This is a genomic window from Dyella japonica, assembly GCF_040545895.1.
Taxonomy (GTDB): Bacteria; Pseudomonadota; Gammaproteobacteria; order Xanthomonadales; family Rhodanobacteraceae; genus Dyella; species Dyella japonica_D.
The window spans coordinates 555,309-577,113 of record NZ_JBEPMU010000004.1 but is presented as its reverse complement, the minus strand read 5'-3'; the positions used below and the strand labels follow the sequence as shown (position 1 = coordinate 577,113).

The 21,805-nt window shown below is 64.1% G+C and carries 20 protein-coding genes and 1 riboswitch; of the genes, 7 read left to right on the top strand and 13 right to left on the bottom strand.

The window, feature by feature from the left end; all coding sequences use genetic code 11:
* Positions 1-57 precede the first annotated feature (57 nt).
* From ABIC75_RS15860 to ABIC75_RS15835, 6 genes are all read right to left on the bottom strand, one after another.
* A complete protein-coding gene (locus ABIC75_RS15860) occupies positions 58-477 on the bottom strand; it encodes a VOC family protein (RefSeq protein WP_354014847.1) in 420 nt (139 codons plus the stop codon).
* On the bottom strand, positions 474-929 hold the full coding sequence (locus ABIC75_RS15855) for an HIT family protein (protein WP_354014846.1): 456 nt from the start codon (positions 927-929) through the stop codon (positions 474-476). The genes ABIC75_RS15860 and ABIC75_RS15855 overlap by 4 nt, the downstream gene beginning before the upstream one ends.
* 5 nt (positions 930-934) lie before the next feature.
* Positions 935-1,753 carry an SDR family oxidoreductase gene (locus tag ABIC75_RS15850; RefSeq protein WP_354014845.1) on the bottom strand — a complete coding sequence of 273 codons (819 nt, stop codon included), beginning with the start codon at positions 1,751-1,753 and terminating at the stop codon, positions 935-937.
* Positions 1,754-1,843: 90 nt separating this feature from the next.
* The gene (locus tag ABIC75_RS15845) at positions 1,844-2,446 is read right to left on the bottom strand and encodes an LON peptidase substrate-binding domain-containing protein (protein WP_354014844.1); all 603 of its coding nucleotides are present in this window, start codon (positions 2,444-2,446) and stop codon (positions 1,844-1,846) included.
* 45 nt (positions 2,447-2,491) lie between these two features.
* Positions 2,492-3,847, bottom strand: a complete 1,356-nt coding sequence (gene mpl / locus ABIC75_RS15840; protein WP_354014843.1) for a UDP-N-acetylmuramate:L-alanyl-gamma-D-glutamyl-meso-diaminopimelate ligase — start codon at positions 3,845-3,847, stop codon at positions 2,492-2,494.
* Between the two features lie 78 nt (positions 3,848-3,925).
* Positions 3,926-4,510 carry an adenylate kinase gene (locus ABIC75_RS15835; protein ID WP_354014842.1) on the bottom strand — a complete coding sequence of 195 codons (585 nt, stop codon included), beginning with the start codon at positions 4,508-4,510 and terminating at the stop codon, positions 3,926-3,928.
* Between the two features lie 222 nt (positions 4,511-4,732).
* Here ABIC75_RS15835 and ABIC75_RS15830 point away from each other — a divergent pair, with 222 nt between their 5' ends.
* Complete coding sequence (locus ABIC75_RS15830) at positions 4,733-5,161, top strand: VOC family protein (protein WP_354014841.1); 429 nt, start codon at positions 4,733-4,735, stop codon at positions 5,159-5,161.
* A gap of 10 nt (positions 5,162-5,171) precedes the next feature.
* Positions 5,172-6,440 carry a 6-phosphofructokinase gene (locus ABIC75_RS15825; protein ID WP_354014840.1) on the top strand — a complete coding sequence of 423 codons (1,269 nt, stop codon included), beginning with the start codon at positions 5,172-5,174 and terminating at the stop codon, positions 6,438-6,440.
* Positions 6,441-6,444: 4 nt separating this feature from the next.
* Here the strand turns inward: ABIC75_RS15825 and ABIC75_RS15820 are convergent, their stop codons facing one another.
* Positions 6,445-7,212, bottom strand: a complete 768-nt coding sequence (locus tag ABIC75_RS15820) for an alpha/beta hydrolase (RefSeq protein WP_354014839.1) — start codon at positions 7,210-7,212, stop codon at positions 6,445-6,447.
* A gap of 173 nt (positions 7,213-7,385) precedes the next feature.
* Between ABIC75_RS15820 and ABIC75_RS15815 the strand changes: the two genes are divergently transcribed.
* Positions 7,386-7,781: an RcnB family protein gene (locus tag ABIC75_RS15815; protein WP_354014838.1), complete on the top strand. Its 396-nt coding sequence runs from the start codon at positions 7,386-7,388 to the stop codon at positions 7,779-7,781.
* 34 nt (positions 7,782-7,815) lie between these two features.
* Here the strand turns inward: ABIC75_RS15815 and ABIC75_RS15810 are convergent, their stop codons facing one another.
* Together ABIC75_RS15810 and ABIC75_RS15805 are read right to left on the bottom strand one after the other, a co-directional pair.
* A complete protein-coding gene (locus ABIC75_RS15810) occupies positions 7,816-9,954 on the bottom strand; it encodes a hypothetical protein (protein ID WP_354014837.1) in 2,139 nt (712 codons plus the stop codon).
* Positions 9,955-10,241: 287 nt separating this feature from the next.
* Positions 10,242-11,108 (bottom strand): hypothetical protein, encoded by an 867-nt coding sequence (locus ABIC75_RS15805; RefSeq protein WP_354014836.1) that lies wholly within the window; start codon positions 11,106-11,108, stop codon positions 10,242-10,244.
* A 466-nt stretch (positions 11,109-11,574) separates the two neighbouring features.
* Between ABIC75_RS15805 and ABIC75_RS15800 the strand changes: the two genes are divergently transcribed.
* The 4 genes from ABIC75_RS15800 (at position 11,575) to ppa (ending at position 17,819) form a co-directional block, all read left to right on the top strand.
* Positions 11,575-13,623 carry a sodium-translocating pyrophosphatase gene (locus tag ABIC75_RS15800; protein ID WP_354014835.1) on the top strand — a complete coding sequence of 683 codons (2,049 nt, stop codon included), beginning with the start codon at positions 11,575-11,577 and terminating at the stop codon, positions 13,621-13,623.
* Positions 13,624-14,120: 497 nt separating this feature from the next.
* On the top strand, positions 14,121-16,229 hold the full coding sequence (locus ABIC75_RS15795) for a prolyl oligopeptidase family serine peptidase (RefSeq protein ID WP_436407933.1): 2,109 nt from the start codon (positions 14,121-14,123) through the stop codon (positions 16,227-16,229).
* Positions 16,230-16,315: 86 nt separating this feature from the next.
* The gene (locus ABIC75_RS15790; RefSeq protein ID WP_354014834.1) at positions 16,316-17,152 is read left to right on the top strand and encodes a 2OG-Fe(II) oxygenase; all 837 of its coding nucleotides are present in this window, start codon (positions 16,316-16,318) and stop codon (positions 17,150-17,152) included.
* Positions 17,153-17,279: 127 nt separating this feature from the next.
* Complete coding sequence (ppa, locus tag ABIC75_RS15785) at positions 17,280-17,819, top strand: inorganic diphosphatase (protein WP_354014833.1); 540 nt, start codon at positions 17,280-17,282, stop codon at positions 17,817-17,819.
* Positions 17,820-17,855: 36 nt separating this feature from the next.
* Here ppa and ABIC75_RS15780 read toward each other — a convergent pair whose 3' ends face one another.
* The 4 genes from ABIC75_RS15780 to ABIC75_RS15765 all read right to left on the bottom strand — a co-directional run bounded on the left by ABIC75_RS15780 (position 17,856) and on the right by ABIC75_RS15765 (position 21,737).
* Positions 17,856-18,047 (bottom strand): hypothetical protein, encoded by a 192-nt coding sequence (locus ABIC75_RS15780; protein WP_354014832.1) that lies wholly within the window; start codon positions 18,045-18,047, stop codon positions 17,856-17,858.
* Positions 18,048-18,106: 59 nt separating this feature from the next.
* Positions 18,107-18,703 carry a ferritin-like domain-containing protein gene (locus ABIC75_RS15775; RefSeq protein ID WP_354014831.1) on the bottom strand — a complete coding sequence of 199 codons (597 nt, stop codon included), beginning with the start codon at positions 18,701-18,703 and terminating at the stop codon, positions 18,107-18,109.
* A gap of 202 nt (positions 18,704-18,905) precedes the next feature.
* On the bottom strand, positions 18,906-20,783 hold the full coding sequence (gene thiC / locus ABIC75_RS15770) for a phosphomethylpyrimidine synthase ThiC (protein WP_354014830.1): 1,878 nt from the start codon (positions 20,781-20,783) through the stop codon (positions 18,906-18,908).
* 139 nt (positions 20,784-20,922) lie between these two features.
* A riboswitch (TPP riboswitch) is annotated at positions 20,923-21,018 on the bottom strand.
* A gap of 68 nt (positions 21,019-21,086) precedes the next feature.
* Complete coding sequence (locus tag ABIC75_RS15765) at positions 21,087-21,737, bottom strand: TetR/AcrR family transcriptional regulator (RefSeq protein WP_354014829.1); 651 nt, start codon at positions 21,735-21,737, stop codon at positions 21,087-21,089.
* Positions 21,738-21,805 lie beyond the last annotated feature (68 nt).

Here is a 21,805-nt window from a genome sequence, read left to right as displayed (position 1 = left end):
CGCCGGCTCCGGAAATGGGCTCCGGCGTGGCACCGCAAGCCAGGCGACAGCCAGGGCCTACCAGACGCCCGTATTCGGCATCGACACCCAGGGCTCCTGGGGCGGGAGGTGACCTTCCTGCAGCAATTCCACCGAAATCAGGTCCGGCGAGCGCACGAACGCCATATGTCCGTCGCGCGGCGGCCGGTGGATGGTGTACCCCATCGATTGCAGGTGAGCGCAGGTCTGGTAGATGTCGTCCACGCGAAACGCGAGGTGGCCGAAGTTGCGGGCGCTGCCGTAATCCTCGGTGGAACCCCAGTTGTAGGTCAGCTCGATCTCCGCCTCGGGCGAATCCGGCGCGGCGAGAAACACCAGGGTGAACTTGCCGGCCGCATTCTCCATGCGGCGCGTTTCCTTCAAGCCGAGGCCATCGCAGAAGAAGCGCAGGCTCGCGTCGACGTCGCGAACGCGGATCATCGTGTGCAGGTATTTCATGGGATGCTCCGTGGCGCGGGGACGCCGTGGTCATGGGGAAGAAGGCGCCGGATACGTTGCGCCAGAGCATCAAGCTCAACACGTGACGATGGTGATGGCGCACCGTGTGGATACACGCGCAACAAACCATCCGCCACGCGGCGCGGCTGCACATGCAGGTGAAAGTGCGGCACTTCCTGCCCACCGGCTGCCCCGTTGGACTGCCACAGGTTGAGCCCGGGCGAGTCAAAGGTTTCGCGCAATGCCTGCGCCACGCGCACGCCCAGTTGCATCACCTCGCCGGCCAACCCGGGCGTGATCGCGTAGATATCCTGTACATGCGCCTTCGGCACGACGAGCACGTGACCAGGCACCGCCTGGCGAATATCGAGGAATGCCAGCGCATAGTCCGTTTGCGCCACCACGCTGGCATCGAGACGACCAGCGACGATTTCGCAGAACGGGCAGGCCACGACGCTCAATCCAGGAAAAGATCAGGCAACGGCCGTTGCGATGCGTCCATGGCGTACCAGGTGAAATCGGTGACGCCGGATTCGTGCAGCACGTCTTCATCGATCAGGAAGTTGCCAGCGAAGCCTTTCGCTTCACGCGTCAGCACGACGTGCGCGGCATCGGCGACGATGGTGGGCTTGCGGCAGCGATCCAGCGGCACGCCGGGAATCATGTTGAGCGCATCGGTGGCGATGATGGTGCGAGGCCACAAGGCATTCACGGCAATACCCTGGCTGCCCAGTTCGCCCGCAAGACCCAGCGTCACGAAACTCATGCCCATCTTCGCCAGCGTGTAACCCGTGTGCGGCGCCCACCACTTCGTGTCGAGCGACGGCGGGGGCGCCAGCGTGAGGATGTGTGGGTTCTCCGCCTTCAGCAGATGCGGCAGACACACCTGGGCGCACAGGAAACTGCCGCGCGCATTCACTTGCTGCATCAGGTCGAAGCGCTTCATCGGCGTGTCGGCCAGGCCGGCCAGCCAGATGGCGCTGGCGTTGTTCACCAGGATGTCGATGCCGCCGAAGCGTTCGACCGTGGCATCCACGGCCGCCTTCACTTCGTCTTCTTCGCGAATATCGCATTTGATCGGCAATGCTTTGCCGCCAGCCGCTTCGACCTGTTGCGCCGCGCTGAAAATGGTGCCCGGCAACCTCGGGTTCGGCACGCTGCTCTTGGCGGCGATGGCGATGTTGGCGCCGTCTTGCGCGGCACGCAGCGCAATGGCCAGACCGATGCCACGTGAGGCACCGGTGATGAAGAGGGTCTTGCCGGCCAGGCTGCTCATGGGGATGTCACCTCAATCATGGAGCAACCAGTTTAGAAGCGCGCCGTGTGGGCGGAAAGTATGCGGCCCGATGAACGTTGGAGGCAGGCGCTACGCGCGCTGGAAACGCGGAAGAATGTCGCGCAGTTCGGCCAGCCGCCGCACCGGATCGGTGAGTTCGAGCAGGCGCTGCTGTTCGTCCGTCTGCAACGGCAGCAGCTCGGCCAGGCGAAAGCCAAGCCAGCTCGCGTCGTCGTAGAGATGACGCGGCGCATGCCGCCACTGCGGCGCCAGGTTTTCGATCAGGCGTTCCAGGATCGACTGCAGCAGGGCGAATTCCACGGGTACTTCGTGGGCAGGCTCAGGCGGCCACGTTTCCACGTCGCCGCGCACGAGGCCATCCGAACGCACACGGGTGCGCGTGACGCGGAAACGTTCGCCACCCTCGGCCAGGATGCCGAGCAGGCCGTCTTCGCGATTGTGGAAATCAACGATGCGCGCCAGCGTGCCCACCGCTGCGGGCAAGGCCGGCGTACCGGCTTCCTTGCCTTCCAAGATCAGGCAGACGCCGAACGAGCCGCCCGTGCGTGCGCACTCGCGAACCATGTCGAGATAGCGCGCTTCGAAGATGCGCAGCGACAGCTGCCCGCCGGGATACAACACGGTGCCCAGCGGAAACAGCGGCAGATCGAGAGACGGGTTCTTGGCAGCCATGCGAAGAGTCTAACCGCCCGCGCCAACGCTAGATCACCGCGGCGGTTACGACCTGATCGCTTCGGCAAAACGCCGCGGCGCACCCTCGAAGCCACCATTGGACATGAACACCACGTGGTCGCCAGCACGCACCTCGCTGCGCAAGGCCGCGATCAACGCATCCACCGTCGGCACGGTGCTGCCACGGCCGTTCAAGGCGCCGGTGACGCGACCGGCATCCCACGAAAGCTCGGGGCGATGCAGGAACACCACGGCATCCGCATCCGCCAACGAAGGCGCCAGGGCCTCGGCGTGGGCGCCCAGGCGCATGGAATTGGAGCGCGGCTCCAGTGCCACCACGATGCGCGCCTTGCCGACCTTCGCCCGCAAGCCGGCCAGCGTGGTCGCGATGGCAGTGGGATGGTGGGCGAAATCGTCGTAGACGCGCACGCCATGGGCTTCGCCCACGACTTCCATGCGGCGCTTCACGCTCTGGAAACTCGCGAATGCCGGCAACAGGGCGCGCGGATCGGCACCGGCAGCGGTGGCGGCAGCCAGTGCGGCGAGTGCGTTCATCACGCTGTGGTTGCCGAGCAGCGCCCAATGAATCTCACCGATGACTTCATCACCGTGACGAACGGCGAACGCGGAACCATCGGCCTCGATCAGCTCGGCCTGCCAATCGCCCTTGCCGATGCCGAAGGTTTCCACCGGCGTCCAGCAGCCCATGGCCAGCACTTCGGCAAGATGGTGATCGTGCGCGTTGACGATCAGGCGTCCATTCCCCGGCACGGTACGCACGAGGTGATGGAACTGGCGCTGGATGGCGGCGACGTCGGGGAAGATGTCCGCGTGGTCGTATTCGAGGTTGTTGAGGATCGCGATGCGCGGGCGGTAGTGCACGAACTTGGAGCGCTTGTCGAAGAACGCGCTGTCGTATTCGTCCGCCTCGATCACGAACGGCTTGCCGCCGCCCACGCGCGCCGACACGTCGAAATTGCCGGGCACGCCACCGATCAAGAAGCCCGGCGACAAACCCGCGCTTTCGAGCAGATGCGCCAGCAGGCTGGTCGTGGTGGTCTTGCCATGCGTGCCGGCGACGGCAAGCACTTCGCGCCCGGGCAACAGTGTCTCGCCCAGCCACTGCGGGCCGGAGATGTAGCGCAGTTGCTCATCGAGCATGTATTCCACGGCCGGGTTGCCGCGCGTCATCGCGTTGCCCACCACCACCAGGTCGGGCGCAGGCTTGAGGTAATCGGCCTTGTAGCCGTTCATCAGGCCAATGCCTAGGGCCTCGAGCTGGGTGCTCATGGGCGGATAGACGTTGGCGTCCGAACCTTCGACGGTGAGGCCGAGCTCGCGTGCCAGCGCGGCGACGCCGCCCATGAAGGTGCCGCAGATGCCGAGGATGTGCAGACGCATGTGTAACCCGTTCGAAGGATCGCGGCCGGCGCGACGCCGGCCCAAAAACATCGGGCCGCCTTGCGGCGGCCCGGAGAGTCAGCCGTTGGCGGCGGCCGATTCGGCCGTCAGCGCGCGCTTGACGCGCGCCGTGACCTCGTCGAGGTCGCCCACGCCGTCGACCACCTGCAACTTGCCGCGACGGGCGAAGAAGTCGGCCACCGGCGCGGTCTGCTCGGCGTAGACCTTCAGGCGATCGCGCACCACCACCGGATCGTCGTCCTTGCGGTGCTCGGCGGCAAAGCGGATTTCGCAGCGGCCGATGATCACTTCGTTGGGCACGTCGAGCTTCACCACCGCGTCCAGCGGCTGGCCGATCTTGGCCAACAGGTGATCCAGCGCGTCGGCCTGTGCCAGGTTGCGCGGATAGCCGTCGAGGATGAAGCCGCCCTTGACGTCATCCTGCGAGAGGCGCTCTTCCAGCATGGCCAGCAGGATGTCGTCGGAGACGAGCTTGCCGGCGTCCATCACCGCCTTCGCCTTCAAGCCCGTCGGCGTGCCGGCGGCCACGGCCGCGCGCAGCATGTCGCCGGTCGAGATGTGCGGTACGCCGAGTTCCACCTTCAGACGCGCAGCCTGGGTGCCTTTGCCCGAACCGGGCGGACCGAGTAGGACGAGTCGCATAGTGCTCCAAGGTATCCGCGGGCCGCGCACGCTGCGGGGTCCGGGGGATGCAAGAAAATTAGCGGTCAAATTAGCTTCTGCGGGCGGTGACGTCAAACCGAGAAAGCGGCACGAAAACGGCAAGTAGTTGTTGCCAAAAGAGTTAACTGTGACACGTTGCTGTCATGGGGACGCCGCCGACGGGCCGGATTAAGCTCGCAGGGACCATTGGGAGGAAACGCCGTGTCTGCACCCCGGATCCACATCGTCACCCTGGGCGTCAGCAACCTGGCGCGTTCACGCCGGTTCTACGAAGCCTGGGGCTGGAAAGCATCCACAGCCAGTAACGACAACATCGTGTTCCTCAAGGGTGGCGCCGGCGTGCTCGCCTTGTACGGGCGCGAGGCGCTGGCCGAAGACGCGCTGGCCGAAGACCTGCCCACCGGATTTGCCGCCGTCACGCTGGCCCGCAACGCCAGCTCCAAGGAGGAAGTGGACGCCTGGTTCGCCAGCGCCCTGGCCGCCGGCGCTCGCGAACTGAAGACACCGCAGGAAGCATTCTGGGGCGGCTACTCCGGCTATCTGGCCGATCCGGACGGCCATCTCTGGGAATTCGCATTCAACCCGTACTTCGTGTTTGATGACCACGGCAACCTCGCCCTACCGGATTGAGAAACAACCCATGACGTCGAAAGCCAAGCCCGCAGGTCGTTTGCTCTACGCCCAATCCGGCGGCGTCACCGCCGTCATCAACGCCACCGCCGCCGGCGTGATCGATGCCGCGCGTGCCAAAGGCGTACCGGTGTACGCGGCGCACAACGGCATTCTTGGTGCACTGCGCGAAGAACTGATCGACACCAGCAAGGAAACCAAGGCCGCCATCGCCGCGCTGCGCCACACGCCCGGCGGTGCGTTCGGTTCGTGTCGCTACAAGCTCAAGTCGCTGGAAGCCAACCGCACCGAGTACGAACGGCTCATCGACGTGTTCCGCGCGCATGACATCCGCTGGTTCCTCTACAACGGCGGCAACGATTCGGCGGACACGGCGCTGAAGATTTCGCAGCTCGGCAAGGCGATGAACTACGACATCCGCTGCATCGGCGTGCCGAAGACGGTGGACAACGACCTGGCCGTTACCGACTGCTGTCCCGGTTTCGGTTCGGTGGCCAAGTACACCGCCGTGTCGACGCTGGAAGCGAGCCTCGATGTGGCCTCGATGGCCGATACGTCGACCAAGGTGTTCATCCTCGAAGTGATGGGCCGCCACGCCGGCTGGATCGCCGCCGCCGCGGGCCTCGCTGGCGAAGGCGCGGACGCGCCGCCGCACATCATCCTGTTCCCGGAGCGCGCGTTCGACGAAGCGGCCTTCCTCGCCAAGGTGAAGGCCACGGTCGAGCGCGTGGGCTGGTGCACGGTGGTGGCTTCGGAAGGCCTGCTCAACGCCGAGGGTCAGTTCCTCGCCGAAGCCGGCACGCGCGATGCCTTCGGCCACAGCCAGCTCGGTGGCGTGGCGCCCGTGCTCGCGGCACTCGTGAAGGAAAAACTCGGCTACAAGTATCACTGGGCGCTGCCCGACTACCTGCAGCGTTCGGCGCGACATCTCGCCTCCAAGACGGATGCCGACCAGGCTTATGCCGTCGGCAAGGCCGCCGTCGACTACGCACTGGCCGGCATGAACGCGGTGATGCCGGTGATTGTGCGCACCAGCGATGCACCGTATCGCTGGAAGATCGAACCGGCGCCACTGTCGAAAATCGCCAACCGCGAAAAGAAGATGCCGGCGAACTTCCTCACCCGCGATGGCTTCGGCATCACGGCCGCGGCGCGACGTTACCTCGGCCCGCTCATCCAGGGCGAGGCGCCGCCACCGTATGGCAAGAACGGTTTGCCGCAATACGTCACACTGAAGAACACCATTGTGGCGCGCAAGCTCGAACCGTTCGCGCGTTGAAACGTCATCGCAGGAAACGTTCCAGGCTCACGCGATAGTCCGCGTGATCCTGGACGGTGTTGTGGCCAGACTCGGCCACCACTTGCACCATGGGCGCCTGCTTGAACGCCTTGATCAAAGCCAGCGTGCGTTCCGCCGGAATGACTTCGTCGTCTTCGGCTCGAATCACCAGCACGGGACAGTGAATGTCGTTGACGTATCGCCACGACTCGAAGCGATCGCGCATCAGCGCATTCACGGGCAACCAGGCAAAGTAGCCTGCCGCCACGTGAACCAGGCTGTCGAATGGCGTGACCAGCACGAGGCGCTCCACCGCGCGGCTCGCCGCGAGCTGTGTCGCGACGCCGCTGCCCAGACTGCGTCCTACCACGGCAATCGTGGTGTGATCACGCGCCACCCGGTCGAACAACGCCTGGGCATCGCTGACCAGCGCGTGTTCGCTGGGCTCGCCCTCACTGGCCGCATAGCCGCGATAGGGCAGCAGATAAATCGTGCGATCGGGAAACCATAGCCCCAGATCGTGGCGCGAATCTTCGATGCGCTCGCCATTGCCGCCGAAGTACAGCAGGGCCTTTTCGTGCCCAGGATTCACCACCCACCCGCGCAGGCGGACGCCCTCGTTGACCAGTTCGAAATCGGGCGGCTGCTGCACTCGCCAGCTGGCTTCGGGGTGGTAGATCTGCTGGCGCTGCCCGAAGTACATGGCCATGCAGATGCCGCCGTAGAGCAGCAACGCCAGCGCAACGAACACGAGCATCACTCGCAGGAACATGGGCATGTCTCCGGGCGGCTTTCTGTACGGCGATTCAGATCGATAAGCGGCGGCTGAAAGCTTGCACGGTGCTTTCAAAAAAGCACGCTCATCGTTCAGACGCAGATTTTTACGATGAAACTGCCCGATCAATCCAGCGCCCGTGGCGGTGGCGGGCCTCCCAGGAGGATGCGATGAAGACCCTTTCCAGCGTGTTCGTGGCCTTGACGTTGCTTGCCGGCAGCGGCGTGGCGTCGGCCGATCCCTGGCACGATCACGATCGCGGTGATCGCGGTGATCGCGGTGAACACTATGGCGATCGTGGCCGCCATGATCGCGATGGCTGGCGTGATCGCGATCGCCATGACGGCTGGGACCATCATCGCTACTACAGCGATCGGGCCTACTATGGTCGCCCACATCGTTGGGAGCGCGGCTATCGCTACGACGGTCCGATGTATATCGTGAACGACTACCGAGGCTATCGCCTCGCACCACCGCCCTACGGTTATCGCTGGGTGCAAGACGACGGGAAATTCCTGCTGGTCTCCATCGGTGACAGCATGATTCTGGATATGGTGATCCGTTGACGCGGCACCTGGGCAGCGGCGACCAGGCCGGTGATCACACTGCCATGCGGACGCGATCACCGGCGCTGGTGGCCATGCGCAGGCATTGGCGATTCTTGGTCACCTCGACCGACGCACCTTCCTCCGCAGCCCAGGCGGGATGAGCGGCCTGCCACAGGCCGAGCACTGCGGGCGACAACGCGCCACCTGCCCGCCACGCCAGTTCGGCGTGCAGGCAACCTGCCCGATGATCCCCGGCGCGCAGTTGACACTCGGCCAGTAGCAGCAATGAGTCGACGTCATCGGAATCGGTGACGATCTCGAGGCACCTGGCATAGACCCGGCGGTCTTTTTCCTCGCCCAGCGCGAGCAGCGCCGTCAACATGCAGCGCAAGGCATCGGTGGTCAGCGTTGGCACCGCCGTCAGTGGGCGGGCAAGCTCGATGGCGCAAAGATAGAACGGGCGCGCGGCAACCATGTCGCTCCCCTGGGCCTGCGTCAGTGCCACCCGGCAGGCTTTCAACCGCAAACGGTCGTCGCTGTCGACGTAGGGTTGCAGCATCGCCTCGGCCTCCCTCAGCAACGTAGCCCTCGCTGGGCCACGCTCCAGACGTGCACGCCCCAGCACTGTCTCGGCAAAGGCGCATGCGTAACGAGGGGTTCCTCCCTCCGCGGCATGCAGCCGGTGCAATGCCACTTGCGCCTCGACGTAGCGTTCCATGGCCACCTGCCCCGTCAGCGATTCGGCCATGGCGCACAGCAGTCCAATCCACGCCGCCAACACTTCGGCTTCAGTCTCCCGATCCATTGCCGGCGACCAGTTGGCATGCAGCTCACGAAAGCGTAGACGGCGCTCGGTAGCGTTCTGACAGGACGCCACAAGGCATCGCCATTCGGCAGTCATCAAGGCGCCCTTCCACGCCGATGCTCCGTAGGATGCGTCGAGACCCTTGCGCAGCAGCCCGCAGGTTTCCGTGAGACGTTCCACCAGACGCTCGCGTGCCAGTCCACGCGGCGATACTTGCAACACGCGTTGCAGTTGCCAGGCGGCTGCAGAATCGAGCCGATCATCTCGCCACATCGCAGCCCGCAGAGCGGACTCGGCCTCTCCCAGCAACGATTCGTCGATGTCGGCACCGATAAGCGCGCGCAGGTAGCAAGCCTCACCCAGCTTGTCGCCACGGGCGGCTTCGGGATTTGCATCACCTACTTCGCGAAGGAGGCGGATACTGGCATCCAGCATGGTGGCCCGTACCAGTTCATCGGTCTGCTCCTGCGCATCTGCTAGCAGGCTCAGCCCCACCTCTCGCTTTGTTTCGAGATCGTTGGGGTGTTGCCGAAGAAAAGCCTCGAGCGCGTCCACCAGTTCGGCAGGCGCCACGCTCTCCAGCGTGGGCGCCGCCGGCGTTTCGGGGCTAGAAGGCGAAGGTTCATTCCCGCCGGTGGACGTGGCTTCCAGGGGCGATGCAGATAGCGTGGGATTCGATACAACGCCGACACCGGAGTGATGCAGGCGCGCCCATAGTGGCCACTCGACCGCGCTTGCAATCTTGAACGACACGCCCTGCCCTTCACCGATGTCGACTGCGGCGCGAATGATCGGCTCCTGCTTCCTCAGCGCATCGCCGATGGATCGCTGCTCGCAGACGCCCCCAGGGGAAGACAGGGTGTTGAACACGGTGGCCAATGGGGACGATGGTTCCGGCGCAGCCGCGGGTGCGATCGGCCGCTCGAGGACGCTGACCGTGTTGTCGACCGGCGACTCTTCAGGCGGTGCCAAATCCATGGGTGCTGCTGGCGGCGCGACATCGTTCGCAGGTTCCTCCTTCCAGGCGAGTGCCAGAAAGGCGACCTCTTCGTCTGTCAGTCGGGGCAGGGCCAGGGGGCTCGCCTGCGGCCTTTCGCGTCGACGTGCCCTCACGAGGAGCCAGCATCCCAGCAGTACCAACACCAACGCTGCCACCCACAGCCGTTCAAGCAGCCACATCGCCGAGACTTTCCCTGTCAGATTACGCGTTTCATTCGAGCGTGGCGCTTGCTGCATGGCCACGGCAGATCGTGGATTTGCGGGGAACTGCACGGGCAGCACCATCCCCACGTTCGCCGCGGGCTCCATCGATGAGGATGTCGCCAGTTCGGCCGCATAGTCGGTCTCCGCCGTTGGCCACGGCGACAGACGGATGGGCGATCCCAAAGGGGGCGCCGCACTGACGCGCGCCGGCAACGCCGTAGAGCGTGACGTCGCGGCCTCCGTCGTTGCCTCACCATCATCCAAATACGGCGCTGGCGCCTGGACCGGAGGCGGCGCGGGCTCCGGCGCGTCGTGTACCGGAACAGGCGCCCTGACCTCCGTATGACCGAACAAGGAACACGCCACCAGCGCGACACAGGTCAGCAACGCGCCAACGCATGTCCTTGCGGTACGCCAGGCGAAGCGTCCTGGCAGTTTCCCGATCGCTGGCGCCGCATCTTTCACGAGGGTCAGAGCTCGTGCAGATGGACGAACTCTTCAGTGGCATCCTTGTGCGTCGCAATGACGTTCTGGCTGACCCAGCCGGGGAAGATGTTGCTGGTGGCGCCGGCAAAGTTGCGGGCGCTGTACAGGTAAGGAAGGTGCGACCAGCAGCGATAGCCCATGGACTTCAGCGTGTTGATTTCTTCCGTGGCCAGGTCGGTGTTGGACAGGCGGAAATAGATGCTCGGACGGTGGTTTCGCACCGTGCCCTCCGCGCCGGCAAGCATCGGCAACAGGCCGCCCGCGCGATTGACCTTGATCAAATGGAGCTTGGCGATGCGCAGGGAGTCCAGTGCCACCTGGCGACAGGTTTCCTCGGGTTGCTCGTCGGCCGCCGCAAGGAAGACGGTGGCGTGACGGCTGTCGCCCAGCGCCGCGTGCAGGGGATAGACGTTGCGGACCTGATTGAGCGCCAGCGTCGAACACAGCGCGATGTGCTCGAACCGGCGCGGCTCTACCACGTAGACCTGGCCACTCGTGCCGACAAGTTGCGACAGCAACAACGTCTGAGCGCCATATTCGGCACCGTACTCGAGTGCCACATGGCCTTCGTCGAGCAAGGCGCCGATGGTGTCGAGCTCCTGTTCGATCCACTCACCATACTCGGCGAGCGAGCGCGCCATGATGGTTTTCGATGGGGCGGCCAGCACCACGCCATAGCGTGTCTGCCAGAAGGATGGCTTGCCGCCCTGCTTGGCATCCATCGCGGCCTTCGTGGTGGCGACGGGGGATTCGACAACCCGGGGAGATTCAACAGCGTCCGGAGCCTCGACCGCTTCGACAGCGGCGGCCTCGTTGATCTCGTTCTCGTTGGTGGTCTGTTCTTCGTTCATGGCGTTCTCTCAGGGTGTCGATGCGAAGATGGACCTGAAAGACCTTGCGGAGCCGCCACGCCTACGAGCCCGCCTGCAAGCCGTTCGCAACCGGCAAGAGGCATGCTGGGAAATGTCGGCTTTCACTGGATCCTTCGGCGATGCGTCGCGCCGGGAACATGCGGATGCGCCTTGGCACCTGCTTCCCCCGGCGTGCGCCCATCACATCGACGCACCTTACCGGTAGGCACCCGCAGGCCATGAAGGCCTGAATGAGGTCGATCTGTAAGCAGAATTTGTCATCGGTGTGAGGAATTCACCTGCGCTGCATCCGCACGACGGCTAGTCTTGGCGCTGCGCCGCACAACACGACTGTCGTGAACCTCTGTCTATACTCCCGGTGACCGCCCTTCACAGGGCGGCCGCCGTATCGGGGTGCCGACGGGTGGTCCCGGTGCAAATCGTTACCACTCATGGGGAGGCTCCGATGCTGCAGCAGTATGGCTTGTGGATCGTGCTGGCATGTGCGGTTCTGGCGGTTCTTTATGGCGCAGTGTCCGTGCGCTGGATCTTGGCAAAGTCGCCTGGCAACGCACGCATGCAAGAGATCGCCGCCGCGATCCAGGAAGGTGCGAAGGCTTATCTCAATCGCCAGTACGCCACCATCGGCGCCGTTGGCATCGTGTTGTTTCTCGTGATCGGGTTTGCGCTGGACTGGGGCACCGGCATCGGTTTCGCCGTGGGCGCGATTCTCTCCGGCGCCACCGGCTACATCGGCATGAACGTCTCGGTGCGCGCGAACGTGCGCACTGCCGAGGCCGCGCGCCATGGCCTCGCTGCCGCACTGAACGTGGCTTTCCGAGGCGGTGCCATCACCGGCATGCTGGTGGTGGGCCTGGCCCTGCTAGGCGTTACCGGCTACTACGTGGCGCTGGGCCACATGGGCTACGAGACCATGCACGCACTGCATGCCCTTGTGGGCCTGGCCTTTGGTTCCTCGCTCATCTCGATCTTCGCGCGCCTGGGCGGCGGCATCTTCACCAAGGGCGCGGATGTGGGCGCGGACCTGGTGGGCAAGGTGGAAGCAGGCATTCCCGAGGATGATCCGCGCAATCCCGCCGTGATCGCCGACAACGTGGGCGACAACGTGGGCGACTGCGCCGGCATGGCGGCCGACCTGTTCGAAACCTATGCGGTGACGCTGATCGCCACCATGTTGCTCGGCGGCGTGATGGCCGAGCAGACCGGCAGCAACGGCGTGCTGTTTCCGCTGGTGCTGGGCGGTGCGTCGATTGTGGCGTCGATCATCGGTACGTTCTTCGTGAAAGCGCGCAGCACCAAGATCATGAACGCGCTCTACACGGGCGTCGCCGTGTCGGCCGTGCTGGCCGCCATCGCGTTCTGGCCCATCACCAGCCAGCTGATGGGCGAGTCGGCTTACGGCGTTGGCCGTCTCTACGGTTGCGCCCTGATCGGCCTGGTGCTGACGGGCGCCATGGTGGTGATCACCGAGTACTACACGGCCACCGAATACAAGCCCGTGCAACACATTGCACAGTCGTCCACCACGGGACATGCGACGAACATCATCGCCGGCATCGGCATATCGATGAAATCGACCGCGCTGCCTGTGCTGGCGGTGTGCGCTTCGATCTGGGGCGCTTACCAATTGGCCGGCCTGTACGGCATCGCGATCGCCGCCACCGCCATGCTGAGCATGACCGGCATGATCGTGGCACTCGACGCTTACGGCCCCATCACCGACAACGCCGGTGGCATCGCCGAGATGGCCGAGCTGCCGCCGGAAGTGCGCGGCGTAACCGATCCGCTCGATGCGGTGGGCAACACCACCAAGGCGGTGACGAAGGGTTATGCGATTGGCTCGGCCGGCCTCGCCGCGCTGGTGCTGTTCGCCGACTACACGCACAACCTCAACCAGCACCTCAACCTGACCGACTTCCGCTTCGACCTGTCCAATCCGTACGTGATCATCGGCCTGTTGATCGGCGGCCTGATCCCGTATCTGTTCGCCGCCATGGCGATGGAAGCGGTAGGCCGCTCGGCCGGCGCGGTGGTGGAGGAAGTGCGGCGCCAGTTCCGCGAGATCAAGGGCATTATGGAAGGCACCACGCGTCCGGATTATTCGCGCGCGGTGGACATGCTCACCCGCTCGGCCATCAAGGAAATGCTGGTGCCTTCGCTGCTGCCGGTGCTGGTGCCGGTAATCGTCGTGTTCGGCTTCAAATGGCTTGGCGGCCCGGAGGCCGGCGCGCAGGCCTTGGGTGGCGTGCTGATCGGCACCATCGTCACCGGCCTGTTCGTCGCCATTTCCATGACCACCGGCGGTGGCGCGTGGGACAACGCCAAGAAGTACATCGAAGACGATCACTTCGGCGGCAAGGGCTCGGATGCGCACAAGGCCGCCGTGACCGGCGACACCGTGGGCGATCCATACAAGGACACGGCTGGTCCGGCGGTGAACCCGCTGATCAAGATCATCAACATCGTGGCGCTGCTGCTGATTCCGCTGTTGTAAACCGCAGAGAAATTGTCCCTCTCTTCGAAAATGAAGAGAGGGATCAGTTCATGCAAGACAAAAGGCCATGCGCAGCGAGCCCGCGCTTTAAGTCCTCAGGGATTCGGGCGCGTTGCGCAGCGCCGCTATTAACCTCTGGGGCAACCTCCCATGGAGATCCCGTCGGGATGCACCTCGAGCGTTCGAGGCTTATCTCAGCACAATGCTGCGAGCTCTTCGGGCCATTCTCTTTGGGTTACTTTCGACGCGAAGCTAGTCCCCGTGGGATCTCTTGGGCCAGCAAGAGAAAAGTGACTCGAGCGGCGGCAGCCGATCGAAACGCCCGCGCAGGCGGCCCCCTTGCGAAGACCAGACTAAAAGAACGCCCGAAGTTATTGCGACAACCAAATGCAAAGTCACTGGATGACCAGCTTCGCTGTTGTAAAGCGCCTCCGGCGTACGCCGGAATGACGAACAAGAAACAAAGGCCTCCCGGAAACGGAATCCAAGGAATCCGCATGACATCCAAAACCAAACTCTGGCTCACACTCGCCCTGAGCCTCACACTAAGCGGCATGACACACGCAGCCGACAGCATTACGCCCACCGCCAAGGACCCCAACCTTTGGCTGGAAAACATCGACGGCCCCAAGCAGCTTGACTGGGTCAAGATGCAGAACGCCGAAACGGTGAAGACCTACGCCGATAGCGCCGAGTTCAAGCAGCTCGATGCGCGCCTGCTGGAGGTGCTCGACTCCAATGCGCGCATCCCGATGGTCAGCAAGATCGGCGACTATTTCTACAACTTCTGGCGCGACAAGGATCACCCCAAGGGTCTCTGGCGCCGCACCACGCTCGACGAGTACCGCAAGGACAAGCCGAACTGGGAAACCGTGATCGATCTCGATGCCCTCGCTGCATCGGAGAAGGAAAACTGGGTCTGGCATGGTGCCGATTGCCTGAAGCCGGCCTATCGCCGTTGCCTGGTCGCCTTGTCGCGCGGAGGCGCCGATGCCAGCGTGATCCGCGAGTTCGATCTCGCCGACAAGCAGTTCGTGAAGGGTGGCTTCGACTTGCCCGAAGCCAAGAGCGTCGTGAACTGGATGGATGCCGACCGCGTCTACGTCGCCACCGATTTCGGTCCCGGCTCGATGACCAAGTCGAGTTACCCGCGCATCGTGAAGGAATGGAAGCGCGGCACGCCGTTGTCGAGTGCAACGGTCGTCTACGAAGCGAAGGACGACGATATGTCGGTCTCCGCGGCACGCGACAACACGCCGGGCTTCGAGCGCGATTTCGTCTATCGCCAGCTCGCCTTCTACGACAGCGAAACCTATGTGCGCGGCAAGGACGGCAAGCTCACCAAGATCGATGCGCCCAACGATGCCAATGTCGACGTGCATCGGGAGTGGCTGCTGATCGAACCCCGCAGCGACTGGAGCGTGGGCGGCAAGACCTACAAGTCCGGCTCGCTGCTCGCGGCAAAGTTCGACGATTACATGGCAGGCAAGCGCGATATCACGGTGCTGTTCGAGCCTTCCGACACCACCGCATTGGATGCCTATTCGTGGACGCGCCATCACCTGATCCTCAACGTGATGGACAACGTGGTGAACCGGCTCGAAGTGCTCACGCCCGGTCCGGGTGCGTGGGCACGTGCTCCGCTGGGCGGCGCGCCGGCGCTCTCCACCATCGCCGCGGGCGGCGTGGATGACGACACCAGCGACGCGTATTTCCTCACCGTCACCGGCTTCCTGCAGCCCACCACGCTCTACTACGGCGTGCTCAACCAGGGCGACGGGCAGGCCATCAAGCACAGCCCCAGCTTCTTCGACGCTTCGAAGTTCGACGTGAGCCAGCACTTCGCCACCTCGAAGGACGGCACGCGCGTGCCCTACTTCGAGATTGCGCCGAAGAACCTCAAGGCCGACGGCAGCAACCCCACCTTGCAGTATGGCTACGGCGGCTTCGAGGTGTCCCTGCAGCCTGCCTACAGCGGCAGCGTGGGGCGCGCATGGCTGGAGAAGGGCGGCGTCTATGTGATTGCCAATATCCGCGGCGGCGGCGAATACGGTCCGCGCTGGCACAAGGCGGCACTGAAGGCCAACCGCCTGCGCGCGTACGAGGATTTCGCGGCCGTGTCGCAAGACCTCATCGCCCGCAAGATCACTTCGCCGCAGCACCTGGGTGCGATGGGCGGCAGCAATGGCGGCTTGTTGATGGGCAACATGCTCACGCTGTATCCGCAGTTCTACGGCGCCATCGTCAGCCAGGTGGCCTTGCTCGACATGCAGCGCTACACGCACCTGTCGGCCGGCGCGTCGTGGATTGCCGAATACGGCGATCCGGACAAGCCGGAAGAATGGACCTGGATCAAGACGTTCTCGCCGTATTTCAACGCCAAGGCGGGCGAGAAATACCCGCCCGTGCTGTTCACCACCTCGACGCGCGACGACCGCGTTGGCCCGGTGCATGCGCGCAAGATGGCCGCCAAACTCGAGTCGCTCGGCTACAACACCAGCTTCTACGAGAACATCGAAGGCGGCCATGGCGCAGCGGCGGACAACAAGCAGGCGGCCTTCATGAGCGCGCTGGGCTACACCTACCTGTGGGATCACGTGAAGTAAACGGCTAAAGATCCAGCGTTGGATCAGAACACCGCACGTGCGTAACATGGTGCGCCGGCCTGTGCCGGCGCACCTTTTCCAACCGCATGAACCAGCACACGATTCGTCCCGAACTGCGCGAATGGATTCTTTCCACCAGCCGCTCCGGCTGCAGCCTCAGCGACTTGCTGAAGATGCTGAAGGACGCCGGCTACGGCGGTGAACAGAGCCGGCAGATCGTCGCGCGCGTACTGAATCTGCCTCTCGCCACCGTCATGGCCGCCTCCAAGGCCAAGGCCGTCGGCTTGCGCACGCGTCATCCACAGGCGCCGGTACAAACCATCGGCGACCATGCCGTGCGCGTCGCGGTAAGCACGGACGCGCCCGTGGTGCGCGTGCTGGAGAATCTGCTCACCCTGCAGGAATGCGACGACCTAGTGGCTGAAGCGAAGCCACGGCTGGCGCGCTCGCTCACGGTGGACGTGGACGGGCGCCATCAAACCGATGAGCGCCGCACCAGCCAGGGCATGTTCTTCCGCATCGGTGAGACGCCACTGATAGAACGCATCGAACAGCGCATCACGGATCTGCTCGCCATTCCCGTCAATCACGGCGAAGGACTGCAGATCCTGCATTACCAGCCCGGCCAGGAATACGAGCCGCACTTCGACTGGTTCAATCCCGATCAACCGGGTTTTTCGACCGTCACGGCACGCGGCGGCCAGCGCATCGCCAGCGTGGTGATGTACCTCAACACGCCCGAGGAAGGCGGCGGCACGGCCTTTCCGCGCATCGGCCTCACCGTGACCGCCATGCGCGGTTCGGCCGTCTATTTCGCCTACGACACCGGCGACGAAGCTTCGCTGCACGCGGGCCTGCCCGTGCTCAAGGGCGAAAAATGGATTGCCACCAAGTGGTTACGCGAGCGCCCCTATCAGGCCTGAGCGCTTTGTCCAGGCCGGTCTCACGCTGAACTGGAATCACGCGCGGGCAGCCTGATGGCTGCGATGCACCCATCTTTTGCCGTATCCTTTTGAGTCTTTGCATCTGACAACGCCTAAGGACACGCTCATGGGTCTGCACCTCGTACCCGCCGGCCGCAAGGTTCCGGACGAAATCAACGTCATCATCGAAATCCCCAAGGATGCCGAGCCCGTCAAGTACGAGGTGGAGAAGGAAAGCGGCGCGATCTTCGTGGACCGCATCCTGTCGACCCCGATGCGTTACCCGTGCAACTACGGCTATGTGCCGGGCACGCTGGGCGGCGACGGCGATCCGCTGGACGCGCTGGTGATCCTGCCGCTGCCGCTGGTGCCGGGTTCGGTGATCCGTTGCCATCCGGTCGGCATGCTGAAGATGACCGACGAGGCCGGCAGCGACGAGAAGCTGGTGGTGGTGCCGGTGGAGAAGATCTTCGCGGGCTACGCGCACATCAAGGACATCAAGTCCGTGTCCGGCCACTGGCTGGAGCGCATCGGCCACTTCTTCGAACACTACAAGGATCTGGAGAAGGGCAAGTGGGTGAAGATCGACGGTTGGGTCGGCGCCGGTGAGGCCAAGGCCGAAATCGAAGAAGGCATCAAGCGTTACCAGGCCGACAAGAAGGCCTGATCGATTCAGGAAAACGCCGCCCATGGGCGGCGTTTTTTATGGCGCTTCCGCCGGCGAGCTGCCCGTGTCCGCGGAGACTGTAGCCTGGCCCGTCATGGGCCCACCCTCATCGGACTTGCGTACCCACCAGGCCATCACGACGCTGGCAAGCAGCACGCCCAGCGCGAGCGTGATCAGCACGGCCCTCAGAACCACATGTCCCTGGCGGGCGTTGTCCGTTGTCGGCATGACGCGTCTCCCGGTTCGAGATGTCTTTCCAACGCGCGCACCCGCCATCTGGATGACGATCAGTGCTTGGTGGCCTTCTTGTCGGCCCGCGGCTTGGCCGGCTTGGCGGGCTCGCCCTTCTTGCCGAGATTGTCGAGCAAGGTCGCAAGATCTTCCGCGTGCTCTTCTTCCATCGCCAGAATGCCTTCCATCATGCGGCGCGAGGTGGGATCGGCCGTGCCCAGGTAGTTGATGATGTCGCGGTAGCTGTCGATGGCGATGCGCTCGGCCACCAGGTCTTCCTTGATCATGTCGACCAGGTCGTCGCCTTCCACATAATCGGCGTGACTGCGCGAAAGCAGGCCATCGGGCGAGAAATTCGGCGCGCCGTCCAGCTGGGTGATGCGCTGCGCGATGAGATCGGCATGCCCCTGTTCTTCGTTGGCATGCTCCAGGAACTCGGCGGCCACGCTCTTGGCGTGAATGCCCTTGGCCATGAAGTAGTGATACTTGTAGCGAAGCACGCACACGATTTCCGTGGCCAGCGCTTCGTTGAGCAGCTTGATCACGGTTTCGCGATCGGCGGCATATCCCGCGGTGATCGCGCCTTCGTCGATGTGTTCGCGCGCACGCTTGCGGATGGTTTCGATATCGGTGAGGAACGGCTTGGTTGCCATGGGCGTGGCTCCATCGGCTGGCTGGGCAAGGCCAGCACCGTAGGTCGAACCGCGCGAAACGCAGGTGAAAAAACGATGCGTATGTTCATGCCTCGACGGCACCGCCTCCATCGGCCAACAAAAAAGCACCGCCTTGGCGGTGCTTTTGCGTGCATCCATCGCATCGCGCCGGCGACCTGCATCGCCGGCACGATGGTGAGCATCAGGCCTTGTGATAGACCTCGGAGCCCTGCTGGCGGAATTCCAGCGACTTCTCCGCCATGCCTTCTTCCAGCGCCGACTCTTCACCCGTGCCGTGTTCCGCGGCGTAGTCGCGCACGTCCTGCGTGATCTTCATCGAGCAGAACTTCGGGCCGCACATCGAGCAGAAATGCGCGCTCTTGTGCGCATCCTTGGGCATGGTCTCGTCGTGGAATTCCTTGGCCTTCTCCGGATCGAGGCCGAGGTTGAACTGGTCTTCCCAGCGGAACTCGAAGCGCGCCTTCGAGAGCGCATTGTCACGCACCTGCGCACCCGGATGACCCTTGGCAAGATCGGCCGCGTGGGCGGCGATCTTGTACGCGATGATGCCGTCGCGCACATCCTGCTTGTTCGGCAGTCCCAGGTGTTCCTTCGGCGTCACGTAGCAAAGCATGGCGGTGCCGAACCAACCGATCATCGCCGCGCCGATCGCGCTGGTGATGTGGTCGTAGCCCGGCGCGATATCGGTGGTCAGTGGCCCCAGCGTGTAGAACGGTGCCTCGTGGCATTTCTCCAGCTGGCGCTCCATGTTCTCCTTGATGAGCTGCATGGGCACATGGCCGGGGCCTTCGATCATCACCTGCACGTCGTGCTTCCACGCGATCTGGGTGAGTTCGCCGAGCGTATCGAGCTCGCCGAACTGCGCCGCGTCATTGGCGTCCGCAATGCAGCCCGGACGCAGACCGTCACCGAGGCTGAAGGACACGTCGTACGCCTTCATGATCTCGCAGATGTCCTCGAAGTGCGTGTAGAGGAAGTTTTCCTTGTGATGCGCCAGGCACCACTTCGCCATGATCGAACCGCCGCGCGACACGATGCCGGTCACGCGCTTGGCGGTCAGCGGCACGAAGCGCAGCAGCACGCCGGCGTGGATGGTGAAGTAGTCGACGCCCTGCTCTGCCTGCTCGATCAGCGTGTCGCGGAAGATTTCCCAAGTGAGGTCTTCGGCCACGCCGCCAACCTTCTCCAGCGCCTGGTAGATCGGCACCGTGCCGATCGGCACCGGCGAGTTGCGGATGATCCACTCGCGCGTCTCGTGGATGTGCTTGCCGGTCGACAGATCCATCACCGTGTCGCCGCCCCAGCGGATCGACCACACCAGCTTTTCCACTTCCTCGGCGATGCCCGAGCTCACCGCGCTATTACCAATATTCGCGTTGATCTTGGTGAGGAAGTTGCGGCCGATGATCATCGGCTCCGCTTCCGGGTGATTGATGTTCGCCGGGATGATGGCGCGGCCGCGCGCCACTTCGTCGCGCACGAATTCCGGGGTGATCAGCTTGGGCAGCGCAGCACCGAACGATTCGCCCGGATGCTGGTTACGCAGCGCGCTGTCACGCAGCGCTTCGATGCGCTGGTTCTCGCGGATGGCGATGTATTCCATTTCCGGCGTGATGATGCCCTGCCGTGCGTAGTGCATCTGCGTGACGTTGGCGCCCGCCTTGGCGCGGTGCGGCGCGCGGGTGGCGGTGAAGCGGAAGGCATCGAGCTTGGGGTCGGCGGCGCGCTGGCGGCCGAAGGCGGAGCTCAGGCCCGCGAGCTGCTCGGTGTCGCCGCGCTCGGCGATCCAGGCGGCGCGCAGGGCAGGCAGGCCGGTGACCAGGTCCACCTTGTAGTCGGGGTCGGTGTACGGACCGGAGGTGTCGTACACGGTGATCGGCGGGTTCTCCTCGCCGCCGAACAGCGTGGGCGTCTGCGCCTGGCAGATTTCGCGCAGCGGTACCTGGATGTCCGGGCGGCTGCCCTGCACGTGGATCTTGCGCGAACCCGGGATCGGGCGCGTCACGGCTTCGGAGAGTTCCTGCGCGGCGCGCGCGAGATCGTTGGGGAGGGCATTCATCGGCTGGTCCGTCCGGGTTCTGGCGAGTCCCCGAGGGGACTTAGCTCTGCTGGGAAATCCACACTGGCGGGTGCGGAAGTGATGCGCGTGCATGCGCATGGGCTCAACAGAAGCGGACGGCGCCGGACGCAATGCCCTTACGGCATGCGGCGAAGCTCCCTACAGCGGTACTAGCCGCATCAGGTTCGAAGGGACTCTCTCAGCCGACTTGTTGCCGGCACCCCCGCCTCAAGCCGCTATTTGAGCACGAAGCGCGGGAGGCCGCGAGTGCGACGGCCTCCCGGCACCTGAATCACGCGGATTTCAGCGCGGCAGATACGCGCGCAGGAACATGTCCACGCCGTCGCGAGCGGTCTGCTCGAGCTCGGCGGCATAGGACTGGGCGCACTCTTCGCAGCCGAACATGCGGCGCATGAGCATCTCGCCCTTGATCAGCGAGATGAACTGCCCGGCGGCGCGGGTCACGTTGGCAATGTCCAGCTTGCGATCGTCAACGGCCTGTTGCAGCAGGCGTTTCATCAGGCCATTGGTGCGGTCCGGGCCTTCCTCCCACAGCAGCTTGCCGTAGCGAGGATTGCCCTGGCGGCAGTCGCTGAGGATGGCGCGGAACGTACCCACGTTCTGCACGTCGCAATCGAGGCGCACATGGTGGAGGGCAATGCGCTCCAGGATGTCGCGGATGTCCTCGGCCGGGTCGTAGTGGTACGTGTCCTCGGGGATCAGGTCCTGGATGCGGGCGCGGATCACCTCGCGGAACAGGTTGTCCTTGTCGCCGAAGTGGCTGTAGACGGTGAGCTTGGACACGCCGGCCTCTGCCGCGACCGCATCCATGCTGGTGCCGGCAAAGGCGTTGCGGATGAACAGGGCCTTGGCGGCCTCAAGGATCGCCGCGCGCTTTTCCATGTCCTTGGGACGGCCGGGCCCCTGAGGCTTGGTCTGCGGGATCGTGCTCATGGCTATACCTTCACAAATGGCTTCACAAATGGATAACGCCGGTTTAGTATACGCGACGGTTTAGTTAT